General features: G+C 73.1%; 7 protein-coding genes and 1 pseudogene. 1 reads left to right on the forward strand and 7 read right to left on the reverse strand.

Features of this window, described 5'->3' with window-relative positions; translation table 11 throughout:
• Positions 1-7: 7 nt before the first annotated feature.
• From ACFXAE_RS02150 to ACFXAE_RS02175, 6 genes are all read right to left on the reverse strand, one after another.
• On the reverse strand, positions 8-1,621 hold the full coding sequence (locus tag ACFXAE_RS02150; protein WP_384706724.1) for a succinic semialdehyde dehydrogenase: 1,614 nt from the start codon (positions 1,619-1,621) through the stop codon (positions 8-10).
• A gap of 129 nt (positions 1,622-1,750) precedes the next feature.
• Positions 1,751-3,433: a serine/threonine-protein kinase gene (locus ACFXAE_RS02155; protein WP_384706726.1), complete on the reverse strand. Its 1,683-nt coding sequence runs from the start codon at positions 3,431-3,433 to the stop codon at positions 1,751-1,753.
• A gap of 80 nt (positions 3,434-3,513) precedes the next feature.
• The gene (locus tag ACFXAE_RS02160; protein WP_384706728.1) at positions 3,514-4,725 is read right to left on the reverse strand and encodes a serine/threonine-protein kinase; all 1,212 of its coding nucleotides are present in this window, start codon (positions 4,723-4,725) and stop codon (positions 3,514-3,516) included.
• A gap of 82 nt (positions 4,726-4,807) precedes the next feature.
• Positions 4,808-6,415, reverse strand: a complete 1,608-nt coding sequence (locus ACFXAE_RS02165; protein WP_384706730.1) for a serine/threonine-protein kinase — start codon at positions 6,413-6,415, stop codon at positions 4,808-4,810.
• Positions 6,416-6,574: 159 nt separating this feature from the next.
• Positions 6,575-9,124, reverse strand: coding sequence for a protein kinase (locus tag ACFXAE_RS02170; RefSeq protein WP_384706732.1), 2,550 nt, complete (start codon positions 9,122-9,124; stop codon positions 6,575-6,577).
• A gap of 153 nt (positions 9,125-9,277) precedes the next feature.
• Positions 9,278-11,335, reverse strand: a complete 2,058-nt coding sequence (locus ACFXAE_RS02175) for a serine/threonine-protein kinase (protein WP_384706885.1) — start codon at positions 11,333-11,335, stop codon at positions 9,278-9,280.
• A 172-nt stretch (positions 11,336-11,507) separates the two neighbouring features.
• On the opposite strand from ACFXAE_RS02175, the pseudogene ACFXAE_RS02180 reads away from it, so the two are divergent.
• A pseudogene (locus tag ACFXAE_RS02180) lies at positions 11,508-12,551 on the forward strand (serine hydrolase domain-containing protein).
• A gap of 79 nt (positions 12,552-12,630) precedes the next feature.
• On the opposite strand, the gene ACFXAE_RS02185 reads toward ACFXAE_RS02180, so the two are convergent.
• On the reverse strand, positions 12,631-14,337 hold the full coding sequence (locus ACFXAE_RS02185) for a glycerol-3-phosphate dehydrogenase/oxidase (protein ID WP_384706734.1): 1,707 nt from the start codon (positions 14,335-14,337) through the stop codon (positions 12,631-12,633).
• Positions 14,338-14,524 lie beyond the last annotated feature (187 nt).

Below are 14,524 nucleotides of genomic sequence, written 5' to 3' on the forward strand. Positions count from 1 at the left end.
GGGGTGGTCACCTGAACCGGAATGCCTTCATGAGGCGCAGACTGCGGCTCATGAAGGCCGCGTACTTCTCGTCGTCCATGCCCAGTGACGGGGCCATCGGGAGCAGGCGCTGGTGGGCGACCGTCTGGGCCTCGGTGTACTTGAGGATGCCCTCGGAGCCGTGCCGGCGGCCGAGGCCGGAGTCCTTCATACCGCCCATCGGCGACTGGACGCTGCCGTACGCGGACGCGTACCCCTCGTTGATGTTCACGGTGCCGGTGCGCAGCCGGGCGGCGATCTCGCGGCCGCGCCGGGCGTCCTTGGTCCAGACGGAGGAGTTCAGGCCGTACGGGGTGGAGTTGGCGCGTTCGACCGCCTCGTCGTCGGAGGAGAAGCGGTAGACGGAGACGACCGGGCCGAAGGTCTCCTCGGAGCAGACGCTCATCGGGGCCTCGACGCCGTCGAGGACGGTCGGCTCGTAGAAGTAGGGGCCGATGTCCGGGCGGGCCGTGCCGCCCGCGAGCACCTTGGCGCCCTTGGCGACGGCGTCGTCGACGTGCCGGGTGACGGCGTCCAGCTGGCGCTGCCCGACCAGCGAGCCCATGTCGGCGCCGTAGGCGAGGGACGTGCCGAGGCGGATCGCCTTGGTGCGGGCGGCGAAGCGCTCCAGGAAGGCGTCCGCGACCGACTCGTGGACGTACAGCCGCTCGACGGAGATGCACAGCTGGCCGGCGGAGGAGAAGCAGGCGCGGACGGCGCCCGCGGCGGCCTTGTCGAGGTCGGCGTCCTGAAGCACCAGCATGGCGTTCTTGCCGCCGAGTTCGAGGGAGACGCCGACCAGGCGGGCGGCGGCGCCCTGGGCGACCTCGCGGCCGGTGCGGGTGGAGCCGGTGAAGGAGACGTAGTCGGCGTGCCGGACCACCTCGGGGCCCACGACCGGACCCTCGCCGAGGACGACCTGGAAGACGTCGGCGGGCAGTCCGGCCTCGATCAGCAGGTCACGGGCCCACAGCGCGGTGAGGCAGGTCTCCGTGTCGGGCTTCATCACGACCGCGTTGCCCGCGACGAACGCCGGGAGCGCGTCGCCGACGGAGAGTTCGAGGGGGTAGTTCCAGGGTGCGATCTGGCCTATGACACCGCGCGGGTGGCGCAGTTCGGTGACCTTCGTGAGGACCGGCACGGCGCCCGCGTGCCGCTTGGGCCGCAGGTAGGCGGCGGCCCGGCGGCCGTAGTGACGGGCGGCGACGGCGACGGCCTGCACCTCCTCGTGGGCGTGCAGGCGGGCCTTGCCGGTCTCCAGCTGGATCAGGTCGAGCACCTCGGCCTGGCGCTCCAGCACCAGGTCGTGGAAGCGGAGCAGAACGGCGGCGCGCTCCCGTACCGGGATCCGCGCCCAGACGGCCTGGGCGGCGCGGGCCGCTTCGAAGGCCTTCTCGACGTCCTCGGGCGTCGACTCGGGCAGGTCGGCCAGCTTCTCGCCGGTGAACGGCGTGTGGCTGGCGGTCCGGCCGGAGCCGGCCACGCCCTTGGTGAGCTGGGCGACCAGCTCCGGCGTGACCACGTCGGCGGCGGTGCGGGCCCCCGCCGGCGCGGGGGCGAGGGGATTGGTGCCGGTCGTTTCCCGGGTCTGCGCGTCCGTCATGAGCCGCAGGGTATGCCCGGGGGAACACTTTGTGTACCCGTCGGTAACAGATTCACCCACCGCTCACACATCGCCAGTGAACGCTGGCAACAAAGCCCCTGATCAGGGCGTTGGCGGACATCGGCGCGTTCAGAGCTTGCGGATGTCCCACGAGTCGATGACCGTACGGGCGATCTCCCGGCCCTCCTCGGCGAAGTAGCCCTTGCCCGGGTACACGATCCAGAGCCGGTACATGTCGCCGTCCTTGTTCCGGTAGTACATGACCCGCACCTCGCGCACCAGCGCCGGATCGGTCGTCGTCGTGTAGACGATGGTGTTGGTGGCCGCCTCACGGTCCTTGTACGTGGTCTCGCGCGGCTTGCCCTTCGGGGCCGGGGTGTCGGCGATGCCCCAGCCGTACTCGCCGTCCCTGAGCTCTTCCCAGTGGGCGAACGCCCGTTCCGAGGCCGAGGCCTCGATCTCGCCGTTCTTGTCCTCGGCCTTGATGTCGCGGTTGACCTCGACCCGCACCAGTCCGCTCGGATCGGTGAAGGAGGCGATGGTCCCGTCCGAGTCCTCGGCCTGCTCGTCCGCCACGAAGTCCTCCGGCACCGCGACGGCGGCGCCCACCCGCTCCGGGAGACCGTGCCGCTTCCAGCCGTCCGGCAGCGGTCCCGCGAACGGGTCGGCGATCACCAGGTAGGCGGCCACCGCTCCCGCGACGAGCGCCGCGCCCAGCCCCGTCAGCGTCCTGCGGCCGATCCGGATGCCCTTGCCGCCGGATTCCCCGGCGGGGAGCCGGACGACCTGCGTGGGCCGCGGGGCGGGCGGGTGCGCGGCCGTCTCCAGTGCGGCACGGACCTGGGCGGCGTTCGGACGGCGCGCCGGGTCCTTCTGCAGCAGTCCGGTGATGACCTCGGCCAGCGGGCCCTGCGCGGAGGCGGGCGGCGCCGGCGTGGCGTTGAGGACCGACTGGAGGGTGGCGGGGGTGTTGCTGCGGCGGAACGGCGAGACGCCCTCCGTCGCCGCGTACAGCACCACACCGAGCGACCACAGGTCGGAGGCGGGGCCGGGGCGCTGGCCCAGCACCCGTTCCGGGGCGATGTACTCGGGCGAGCCGACGAAGCCGCCGGTGTCGGTCAGATTGGTCTCGCCCTCGATCTGGGCGATGCCGAAGTCGGTGAGGACGACCCGGTCGTACCGGCCGAGCAGCACGTTGTCCGGTTTGACGTCCCGGTGCAGGATGCCCGCCGCGTGCGCGGCCTCCAGCGCGCCGAGCACCTCCAGGCCGATCCTGGCCGCCTCGCGCGCGGAGAGGGTGCCCTCCTCCTGCAGTACGGCGCCCAGCGAACGGCCCTGGACCAGCTCCATCACGATCCACGGCCGGCCGTCGACCACCGCGACGTCATGGACGTCGACCACCGCGGGATGGTCGAGCCGGGCGGCGGCACGGGCCTCGCGGCGCATCCGCTCGGAGGCGTTGGAGCGTTCGCGTTCGGGAAGGTGGTCCGGGACCCGGGGCTCCTTGACGGCGACCTCGCGGTCCACGGTCTCGTCCTTGGCCCGCCACACCGTGCCCATGCCGCCGTGTCCGAGCTTGGCGAGCAGCCGGTAACGGCCGGCGATCAGCCGACCGGCGCCCGGCTCGTTCTGCGTTTGCGTCCGTGTCTGCGCCTGCGCCTGCGCCTGCGCCTGCGGCGGAACCACCTCGGTCGGTGCCGCGTACGGGTTGCCGGGGTGCGGCACGGCCGTGGGCGGGTTCGGGACCGGCGGCTGCAGACCAAAGCTGGTTGGCTCGTCGGCCCCGTGGCGGGCTCCCCCGTTGCTGCTCATGGTTCATCCATATCGCGCCAAGCCCTCACGTATCCACTGCGGACGCCGACCGGTCACAGACCCGTGACCCTCGTGGGGACTTATCTCCCGTTTACGGGGTTATGCGGCCGGATCGAGGAGTCGGTGGGCGTGGGCGAGGCAGAGGGACTCGGCGACCCGGAGGGCAAGGGGCTCGCGGGTGTCTCCGGCGCCGTACTCGTCGGCGCGCCGCCCCCACCGCCGTCCCCGTCCTGCAGGAGCAGCGCCGCCGCGGACACCCCCGCTCCCGCCATGGCGGCGACCGCCAGGGCGGCGACGAGCACACCCCTCGTGGGCTGCCGCCGGACCGGACGCGCCTCGGGACTCCCGCCCGCTTCCTCCCGCCGCACCGGGGGCCGTCGGCGGGGCGCGTCCCGGTCCGGGAGCAGCGGGCCGGGCGGTGCCGACTCCGGCGTACGGCCCGTCTTTCGGAACGCCCGCAGCATCCGTTCGGCCCGGTCCGCGTCCAGTCGGCGGTCGGGGTCGCGCTCCAGCAGGCCGCGCACCACGGGAAGAATCGGTCCTGCTTCGGCGGGCGGCCGTATCTCGTCGACCACGACCGCGTGCAGGACCCCGCCCAGGGAGTCCCGCCGGAACGGCGACTCGCCGCTGAGCGCCGTGCACAGCAGCGCGCCCAGCGACCACAGGTCGGACTCCGGTCCCGTCCTGGCACCGGACATCCGCTCGGGGGCGGTGTACTCGGGCGAGCCGACGAAGGAGCCGGTCTCGGTGAGCGTGGTGGAGCCCGACACCCGGGCGATGCCGAAGTCGGTGAGGACGACCCGGCCGGTGCCGTTCTCCAGCAGGACGTTGGCGGGTTTGAGGTCGCGGTGCAGCACACCGGCCGCGTGGGCGGCGCGCAGCGCGCCGAGCAGGTCGACGCCGATCCGCGCGGCCTCCGCGGCGTCGACCGGGCCCTGCTCGGCGACGCGGTCGGCGAGGGACGGCCCGTCGATCAGTTCCAGGACGATGTACGGGCGTTCGTCGTCCTCGACGACGTCGTGGACGACGATGATGTGCGGGTGGCTCAACTGGGCCAGGGCACGTGCCTCGCGCAGGGTGCGGTCCCGCTGCCGCCGGGCGTCCGCCGCGGAGAGCGTCTCGTCGAGGGGGAGTTCCTTGACGGCGACACCCCGTCCGAGCAGTTGGTCGGTGGCCCGCCAGACCACACCCATGCCGCCGCGCCCGAGCCTCGCCTCCAAACGGTAACGACCGGCGATGACACGGCCGTTGGTCCTGGCGGTCGCGTTCTCGGCGTCCCCGTCGGTCCCCATGGGCCCATCATGCCCCACCGGATGTGTGCCCTCCGGTACGGCGATTCGGCCAAGCGACGGGCATCCCCGCCCGCCGCGGGTGTCAGGGCTCGCGCCACCCCTTCAGCACCGTCTCGAACTGTGCGCTGGTCGTGGCCCAGTCCTCGGCCGGCCCGGACATGTAGATCGCGTACTCGATCCCGTCGCGCGAGAGGTACATCTGGTCCACCGCCCGGCGCGGCCCCGGGAAGCCGGGGTCCTTGGCCAGCGCGGTCCAGGTGAACTCCAGCCGGGCGCTCTTACGGTCCCGGTAGACGCGGCGGTCCAGACCGGTCCGCTGGTAGCCGGCCAGGCGCTGCCCTATCTGCCGGTCCAGATCCCTCAGGTGTTCGTACGGATCGTCGAAGTCGGGCGAGTCGTCGATGGCGATGCGGATGTAGTGCTTGCCGCCGTCGGGCGTGTAGTCGACCTGCCGGGTCTCCTCGTCGAAGAGCACGCGTTCCCAGTCGTCGCCGGGCAGGACGATGCTGAAGCCCCAGGGGTCGCTGCGGCGCACCCAGCCCTCCGGGAGGTTTCCCCGCGACTCGGTCCGCCCCGTCTCCGTGGGGCCGGGCGTGGTGGTCGGGGAGGGGCCGGTCGTGGTACCACCGCGCTCCCCCTGCTGGAGCATCACCGCGGTTCCCCCGCCGATGATCGCCGCCAGGACGACGACCAGGGCGATCACCCGCCCGCGCACCCGCCGACGGGGTGCGCCGGCGGCGGGCGGGTACGGCTGCCGAACGGCCGTGGGACCGCCTTGCCGGTGCTGCGGGACCGCCTCCGGCGCGGTCTCGTACGGCAGTGGCGCATGGGCGTCGACGGCCCGGGTCGGCACGTACTCCTGCGCGGCATGCGGACGGCGTCCCTCGGCCGCCTCGGCGAGCATCTGCTCGGCCTGGGCCGCGTCGGGGCGAGTGGCCGGATCCTTGCGCAGAAGAGCGCTGATGACGGGCCCGAGGGGGCCGGCGTGCCGTGGTTCCTCGACCTCCTCCTCGACGACCGCCTGCATGGTGGTCAGCGGTGAGGTGCGGCGGAACGGTGACCTGCCCTCCACCGCCGTGTACAGCGTCGCGCCGAGCGCCCACAGGTCGGAGGAGGGGCCCGGGTCGTGGCCGCGGACCCGTTCGGGCGCGAGGTAGTCGACCGAGCCGACGACCTCTCCGGTGCGGGTGATGGCCGCGTCGCCGTCGATCTGCGCGATGCCGAAGTCGGTGAGCAGCACCCGGCCGTCCCGGCCGAGGAGGACGTTGCCCGGCTTGACGTCACGGTGCAGTACGCCGGCGGTGTGCGCGGCGCGCAGGGCGCGCAGCACCCACAGGCCGATGCGCGCGGCCTCGCGGGGCTCGACGCGTTCCTGTTCCTTCACCGCGTCGGCCAGCGAGTGACCCTCGACCAGCTCCATCACGATCCACGGCCGGCCGTCGTGCTCCAGTACGTCGTGCACGGTGACGACGGCGGAGTGGTTGATCCGCGCGGCCGCCCGCGCCTCCGCGCGGGTGCGTGCCAGCAGCATGGTCCGCTCGCTGTCGGAGACGTAGAGCGCCGCGGTCAGTTCCTTGATGGCGACGGCCCGGTGCAGCACCTCGTCGTGGGCGCGCCACACCCGGCCCATGCCACCGCTCCCGATGGATTCGCCGAGCCGGTAGCGGCCCGCGACGAGCGAGCCCTGCATCTGATTCACGTTGCCCCGCAATGGTCTTGACAGGGTCAGCGTAAATACCCCGGCCCGCCCTGGGAACCGACCACGTGCCATGGAGACCGCACTGTGACAGTTCTCGCTGTATGGGGCGTCAGGCAACCAAAACCCCTGCGAACGCGTTGAGTCGGTGGTTCAGCCGGTGAACCGGTAGGTCGCCGCCGCCTGCTCGTAGAGCCGTGTCACCTCGTCCCGTTCGGCCTCCGGTCCGCGTACCTGCACCACGTGGTAACGGCCGTCGATCAGCGCCGCGAGGTTGCGGACGTACAGCTCGCCGCCGTCGCCGGTCCAGGTGAACTGGCCCTCGGCCATGGTCCGTCCGCCCACCTCGATGGTCTTCAGACCGGTGGAGGTGGCCCAGCTGGAGTCGCGGTAGGGCTGCAGCTCGCGCTCGTCGTCCCGCTGGTAGGCCATGGGGTCACCGCCGTACGTCTCCGCGCTGTCCCGGCCCGGTACGACGATGAGCTCGAAGTCGCCGCTCGCGTAGACGACCTGACCGCTGCCGTTCTTCGCGGTGCGCTGCCAGCCCTCGGCGACGGCGATCCGGAAGCCCTCCGGGTCCTTGGCCAGGGTGAAGCCGTCGGCGATCTCGGGGCCGGTGGTCTGCGTCTCGGCGGAGGCGGCCGACTCCTCGGGTCCGTCCTTGGAAGTGTCCTCTGGGTTCGGCGGGTTCTTCCCGTCTCCCGGCTCCCCGCCGGTGTCCGGCGGGCTCGGTGCGGGGCTCACCTCACCGGCGGCTCCGGTGCGGTCGGCCGAACCCGCGGCGTCCTCACCGGACTTCGGCATGAACAGCATGGCGTACGTGATCGCCGCCGCCATGGCGAGCAGCACCAGCAGAAGCAGGGTGCGGCCGAGCCGGCGCGGGGAACCCGCTTCCTGTTTGGCCCGCTTGTGCCGCCCGTGGTGCGCGGGGAGCCCGGCACGGCGCCTGCGCACCAGCTCGCCCCGGCGCCGTATGACGGGCAGCCGGCTGGCGTCCACGGGCGGCGCCGCTATGACGTGCACACCCGCCTCGGGCTCGGGCGCCGACCGCACCAGCGAACGCAGCCAGCCGCGCAGCTCCTCGAAATCAAGACGCTCAGTGGGATCCTGACGCAGCAGCGACTCCACGACCGGCCGCAGCGGCCCGCACTCCTCGGCGAACGCGGGCGGCTCGGCGCACACCATCTGCACCAGCTCGGCCGTCGACTCCTCCGGGTAGGGGGCGTGTCCCTGTACGGCCCGGAACAGCAGGGAGCCCAGCGCCCAGAGGTCGGTGGCGGGGCCGATCGGGGCGGCCAGCTGCCAGTTCTCGTGCACGGGCCCGGCCTGCTCGGGCGCCCACCGCTCGGTCACGGGGCCGACGACGGCCATGCGCGCCTGCCGCGCCCGCTCGGCGGCCAGCGCGGTGGTCGGGCCGCGGCGCGCGGGGGCGTGTGCCACGAGGTCGTCCCAGCGTGCGGGCGGGGCGGCGCCGGCCGCCGGTTCGAGAGCCTTGGGGGCTTCGGGTGTTCCGGGGACGATGCGTCCGCTGCCCGTGCGGGGCGTGGCTCCGTGCCGGCCGGTGGCGCCCACACCGTAGGGGTCGGCTATCTGCCCCGGCGGGACCGCGGCGGCCACCGTGCCCGCGCCCTCGTTCCCCGGCCGGGAGACATACGGCGGCCGCGCGGGGTCGTCGCCGTGCTGCGGGGCGGAGGCCGGGCCGCCGTCCTCGGGGGCGGGCCGGGCGCCGGGCAGGGCGGCACGGCCGTTCTGCTGGGCCTCCTGCACACGGGCGGCGGCACGGGTGCCCGCCCGGTACGCGGCGATCGCCCCCGCGCGGGCCGCCCGCACGTCGCCCGCGCTGTCGAGGGCCTTGGGGGCCGCCGCGGGCGAGAGACCGCCCGCCGTGTCCGCCCCGCCGCCGGACATCCGGCCGGCCCGTGCCTCGATGGCGGCCCGGCGCGCGGCATCGGGGTCGGGGTCGGCGGTGAATCCGGGCGGCCAGGACGGGCCGCGCCCGGCATCCGGTGTTCCCGCGGGTGTCACCGGGCCGAGGGCCTCCAGCGCCCCCGCCGCGGGGCCCGGCTCCTCGTCGTCCAAAGGGGGCACCGGGTCGTACCCGCACAGTGCTTCCTCCGCCGCGCCGACCGCGAGACCGGTGAGCATCACCCGGCCGTCGTCGCAGACGAGCACCGTGCGCGCGGTGATGTTGCGGTGCACCCAGCCGTGGGAGTGCAGTACCCGCAGTGCGGTCAGGACGTCGGAGGCGACCTCCGCCGCCCGGTACGGGGACAGCGGTTTCTCGGCGAGCAGGGCGGCGAGCGGACGCGCGGACACGAGTTCGCTGACGATCCACAGCGAACCGCCCTCCGCGAACACGTCGAAGACCTGGTCCAGGCGCGGGTGGTCGGGGATGGCGGCCGCCGCCTGCGCGGCCTCGACCGCACGCCGCACGACCGGGTCGGCGGGCCGCCGCGTGCTCCCGCGCGCGGAACCGGGACCGCCACGCCGCGCACCCCCGTCGCGGGCGGTGAAACCGTCGGGCAGTCCTTCCGCGTCCAGCACCTCGGCCTCGACGACCTCCGGCAACGGAACCTGCCTGACCAGGACCTCCTGCCCGCTGTAGGTGTCGAAGGCGCGGGTCTCGGTCAGTTCGTACTCGTCGGAGGGCGGCAGCGGCAGGCGGTAGCGGTCGGCGAGAACCCGTCCCGCGTAGTCGTCCACGTTGCCTCCCCCGGCACTATGGTCGGTCGGTTCCGTTCGCCCGGCGGGCCGTTCCGGCTGCGTACGGTCCGCAGGGATTCACGATACGTGCCGGAGGCAACCCGCAGAGAGGGGATGCCACATCTGACTCCCCATTCCGCGGGCCGGTCATGCTCAGGACTTCGGCCGGAACGTCTTCGTCAGCGTCCGCCAGGTGTCCTTGCGCTGATCGCTGCCCCAGTCGGCGGCCTCGGCCGTGTACATCAGCCCGTACCCGAGCCGGTCGTTGACGACGGCCCCCCGGTCGATGGACCGGTACTTCGTCCCGCTCTCCACGTAGGTGAACTCCCAGTCGGCCGTGTTCCAGCCTCGGTAGTCCACCGACTTGATGCTGATCCGCTGGTACTGGGAACGCACCATGGCGCGTTCCTGGTTCTTCCAGTCCGCGACCGGGTCGTCCTTCGGCGTGGTCGTCCAGCCGATGAGCAGCTTCTGCCCGTCGGGGCCGGTGAACCGGTCCCCGGCGGCACCCGTGGACCGGAACTTCCATCCCTCGGGCAGCCCGATCGAGTACCCCTGGTTCCCGTTGTACGTCTGCGCCGCCGACGTACCGCCGCCGTCCTCTTTCTCTTCCTCTTTCTCGTTCTCGGCCTCGTCCTCGGCCGATCCGCCGGCGCCGGTGCCCGCGGTGGCGGTCGCCGAACCCGCTCCCGGGCCCGCCGATTCGGTCGCCGTGCCGTCCGTGCGGGTGCCGTCGCCTTCGTCGCCCTTGGTGTCGGCACTCGGGGTCCCGCTGGCGACGGTCCCGCCGCCGCTGCCGTTGGCCCCCTTGTCGCCCTCACCGTCGCCGAGCGTGAGGGCCAGCACGGTGCCGAGCACGGCGAGCACCACGACCACCGCGATGATGATCAGCGTCCGTCGCGGCACCACGTCGGTGAGCGGCGCCCGCGGCACGGTCCTCGCCGGCAGGTCCGGCGGCGTCATCACCGGCCAGCCCGAACTACGGCCACCGGCGGCCGGCCTCTGCTGCGCGATCCCCCGCGCACCCGCACCGGACGCCTGGGCCGGCTTCGCGGCGGGCTTCGCGGCCGGGGCGGAGGGCGATGCCGCGCCGGGCCGCGTCCCGGAGGTACCCGCCGGCGTGCTCCTGGTCCCCGCGGCCGGTTCGGCGGCCGAAGCGGCTCCGCCACTGCCGGTCTTGGCGCGGGCCGCCGCGGCGGCACCGGCCGAGCCGGCCGCCACCGCCGCCTTCCGCACGGAACGCAACGCGCCCCGCAGCTTCTCCCCGGCTTCCTCGCCGCGCTTGCCTCCGGCGCCCGGCTGCTCGGGCAGCGGCACGACCTTCGTCGCGTCCGCCGGTTCCCCGGCCTCCTTGGGCGCGGGCGCGTTGATGACCGCGTTCAGCATGGCCCGGGCGCCGCGGTCGTCGAGTCGCTGGGCGGGGTCCTTGGTGAGCAGCCCGTAGATGACGTCCTTGAGCGGTCCCGCGTTCTTCGGCTCCTCGAGCGGCTCGGTCATCACCGCCGTGAGCGTCGCGATCGCGGACCCCTTGTCGTACGGCGGAGTGCCCTCCACCGCCGCGTACAGCAGCCCGCCGAGCGACCACAGGTCGGCCGCCGGCCCCGGCTTGTGCCCGCGGGCCCGCTCCGGGGAGATGTAGGAGGGGGCGCCGACCAGCATGCCGGTCGAGGTGATGGACGGGTCGCCCTCGACCTGGGCGATGCCGAAGTCCGTGAGCACGACCCGGCCGTCCTCGGCGATCAGCACGTTCGACGGCTTCACGTCACGGTGCAGGATGCCCTCGCGGTGCGCGGAGCGCAGGACGTCCAGGATGGCGAGGCCGACCTCCGCCGCGCGCTGCGGCTCCAGCAGGCCGTCCTCCCGGATGGCCTCGGCGAGCGACTTGCCCTCGACGAGTTCCATCACGATCCAGGGCCGGTCGTCCTCCTCGACCACGTCGAAGACGGTCACGGCGCTGTTGTTGCGGATCCGGGCGATCGCCTTGGCCTCGCGCAGGGTCCGGGTGATCAGCCGCCGCTTCTCCTCCTCGTCGATGTTCGTCGGGAAGCGGAGCTCCTTGACGGCGACGGTCCGCCCCAGGGTCTCGTCCTGGGCCCGCCACACGGTGCCCATGCCGCCGCGGCCGAGCACATCTCCCAGCCGGTACCGCCCGGCGAGGAGACGTGCGCTCTTGTCCTGACGGGATGTCCCCGCCCGCTCCGCCTCCGACATGCGTCCCCTCATGCAACCCGCCCTGACAGAGCCTTCATTGTCCCTCACCCGACAAGTGGTCGACGCCCAGGGTGCCTCTGGCCGCACACCGGGCCCGGCGCGCACGGCACCCGGGTGACGGACACCCTCCCCCCGACCTGCATGACGGGCCTCCGCCACGGGAGGAGCCGGGATGCCGCCGCTTCGGACACCACTGGCCGTTCCGGTGTCCCTGGCCCTGCTCGCCCTGGCCCCGACCGCCTCCTCCGCCCCGGCCGTCCCGCCTACGGACTCACTCCTTCCGCTGCTGGTCACACGGGGTGGCGCCCCCGCCGCGGCCCTGCTGGCACCGGAGGAGACGGGCCCTCGCCATGCCGACGCCGGCCCGGGTATCGAGCGTGCCGACCACTTCCGCGCCGGCAGCATCACGAAGACGTTGGTCGCCACGGTCGCCCTGCAACTGGCCGACGAAGGCCGGCTGTCCCTGTCCGACACCGTGGAGGAGCATCCGCCCGGTCTGGTGCGGAGAGCGGGCAACGACGGCCGCGCGCCGACCCTGCGCTCCCTGCTCACCCACACCAGCGGCCTCCACGACTTCTCCGCGGACACGCGAGGCACCGTGCCGGTCCCCCTCCTCAGGCCGTACGCATCGCGCTCACCCACCCCCCGGCCGACCCCGGCCGCTTCTCCTGCTCGAACACCAACTACGTCCTGCTCGGCCTGGTCGTCGAACAGGTCACCGGCCGCTCGTACGCCACCGAGGCCGAGCGCCGCATCATCGCTCCGCTGCCCCCTGACGGGCACCTCCTTCCCCGGCTCCCGGACTTCTCCGCCCTCACCGCACGGCCGCTCCTACGCGGCCGACGGCACCGACGTCACCCGGCTCGACCCGCGGGTGGCCGGCGCCGCGGGCGAGTCGGTGACCACACTCGCCGGCCTGGACCGCTTCCACGAGGCCCTGCTCGGCGGTGGACTGCTGCCCCCGCGCCGGCTGCGCGAGATGCTCGGCACCCGCACCGCACACGGCTCGTACGGCATGGGCCTGTGTCCGGTGAGGCTTCCGTGCGGCACCACGGTGTGGGGGCACAACGGGCGCATCTCCGGCAGCTACGTGCGCACCGCGGCCACCGCCGACGGCCGGCATGTCCTCACCTTCCGGGTGAACACGGACGCGATGGCGGACAGCGGTCCCGAACCCGCGGTGCTCGCGGCCGATTTCTGCCCTCGCACCTCCTAAAACGGCCGGGTTCCGAACGAAGATCCCGGTTCCAGTCACCCGTTCGAGTGATTTGCTCCAGGTCCGGCCCGCGGCGCGACTACAACGGCACGATGTCCGGTGCCCCCAGCCGTGCCGCGTCCGCCGTCAGGTCGTCGGGCTGCCGCTGCGACTCCCGTTCGGCCTCCACCCGCTTCTCGTAGTGCCGCACCTCGCGCTCGATCTGGTCCTTGTCCCAGCCCAGCACCGGTGCCAACAGCTCGGCCGCCTCACGGGCACTGCGCGTCCCCCGGTCGAACGTCTCGATCGAGATGCGGGTGCGCCGGGTCAGCACGTCGTCCAGATGCCGTGCGCCCTCGTGCGAGGCGGCATAGGTGATCTCGGCACGCAGATAGTCGTCGGCCGCCTGGAGCGGCTCGCCCAGCGAGGGGTCCGAGGCGATGAGGTCCAGGACCTCCTCCGCCAACGCGCCGTACCGGTGCAGCAGGTGCTCCACCCGCGCCGTGTGCAGTCCGGTGCGCGCGGCTGTGCGCGCACGCGCGTTCCACAGCGCGTGGTAGCCCTCGGCGCCGACCAGCGGCGTGTCCTCGGTGACGCAGTCGGCGACGCGGACGTCGAGTCCGTGCACCGCCGCGTCCACCGCGTCCTTGGCCATGACCCGGTACGTCGTGTACTTGCCGCCCGCCACCACGACGAGGCCGGGCACGGGATGCGCCACGGTGTGCTCGCGGGACAGCTTGCTCGTGGCGTCCGACTCGCCCGCGAGCAACGGCCGCAGACCGGCGTACACGCCCTCCACGTCGTCCCGCGTCAGCGGTACCGCGAGCACCGAGTTCACGTGTTCCAGCAGGTAGTCGATGTCCGCGCTGGACGCGGCCGGATGCGCCTTGTCGAGGTCCCAGTCGGTGTCCGTGGTGCCCACGATCCAGTGCCGTCCCCAGGGTATGACGAACAGCACGGACTTCTCGGTGCGCAGGATGAGCCCGGACGTGGAGTGGATGCGGTCCTTGGGGACGACCAGGTGGATGCCCTTCGAGGCCCGCACGTGGAACTGGCCGCGTTCGCCGACCATCGCCTGCGTGTCGTCGGTCCACACCCCGGTGGCGTTGACGACCTGCTTGGCGCGCACCTCGTACTCATCACCGCCCTCGACGTCCTGCACCCGGGCGCCCACGACGCGCTCGCCCTCGCGCAGGAACCCCGTGACCCGCGCACGGTTGGCGGTCTTCGCACCGTACGCCGCGGCCGTGCGCACCAGCGTCGCCACGAACCGGGCGTCGTCCATCTGGGCGTCGTAGTACTGCAGGGCTCCGACCAGGGCGTCCTTCTTCAAGCAGGGGGCCACGCGCAGTGCGTGACGGCGGGTCAGGTGACGGTGCGCGGGCAGGCCGCGCCCGTGTCCCCGGGCCATCGCCATGGTGTCGTACAGCGCGACGCCCGCTCCGGCGTAGAGCCGCTCCCAGCCCTTGTGCTGCAGCGGGTACAGGAACGGCACCGGGCGCACCAGATGCGGAGCGAGCCTTTCCAGCAGGAGACCGCGCTCCTTCAGCGCCTCCCGTACGAGCACGAAGTCGAGCATCTCCAGATAGCGCAGGCCACCGTGGATCAGCTTGCTGGACCGGCTGGACGTACCCGACGCCCAGTCACGCGCCTCGACCAGGCCCGTGGACAGACCGCGCGTCGCGGCGTCGAGCGCCGTACCCGCACCGACCACGCCACCGCCCACCACCAGCACGTCCAGTTCGTGCTCGGCCATGGACGCGAGTGACTCGGCGCGCTGCGCCGGCCCCAGTGTCGCTGTCCTCACCGCTGCCTCCCGCTCATCGGTCGCATCGGCCGCACCCGTCGGGCGAAGCCCGGTTCCCCACCCTCATGCCCAAATTCTGACCGGCTTGCCCGACTTCAGCCACCACGGGCCTCCAGCCTGTGGACAACCCCGCGGAACGACTCACCGAAACTCAGCCGACCAATCCCGCATATCGGTCATATTTACT

The sequence above is a fragment of the Streptomyces sp. NPDC059454 genome (assembly GCF_042749965.1).
Taxonomy (GTDB): Bacteria; Actinomycetota; Actinomycetes; order Streptomycetales; family Streptomycetaceae; genus Streptomyces.

Excerpts from the sequence above, each read along its gene's own strand:
- ACFXAE_RS02165 (WP_384706730.1), bottom strand. The coding sequence starts at position 6,415 with ATGCAGGGCTCGCTCGTCGCGGGCCGCTACCGGCTCGGCGAATCCATC.
- ACFXAE_RS02155 (WP_384706726.1), bottom strand. The coding sequence starts at position 3,433 with ATGAGCAGCAACGGGGGAGCCCGCCACGGGGCCGACGAGCCAACCAGC.
- ACFXAE_RS02150 (WP_384706724.1), bottom strand. The coding sequence starts at position 1,621 with ATGACGGACGCGCAGACCCGGGAAACGACCGGCACCAATCCCCTCGCC.
- ACFXAE_RS02160 (WP_384706728.1), bottom strand. The coding sequence starts at position 4,725 with ATGGGGACCGACGGGGACGCCGAGAACGCGACCGCCAGGACCAACGGC.
- ACFXAE_RS02175 (WP_384706885.1), bottom strand. The coding sequence starts at position 11,335 with ATGTCGGAGGCGGAGCGGGCGGGGACATCCCGTCAGGACAAGAGCGCA.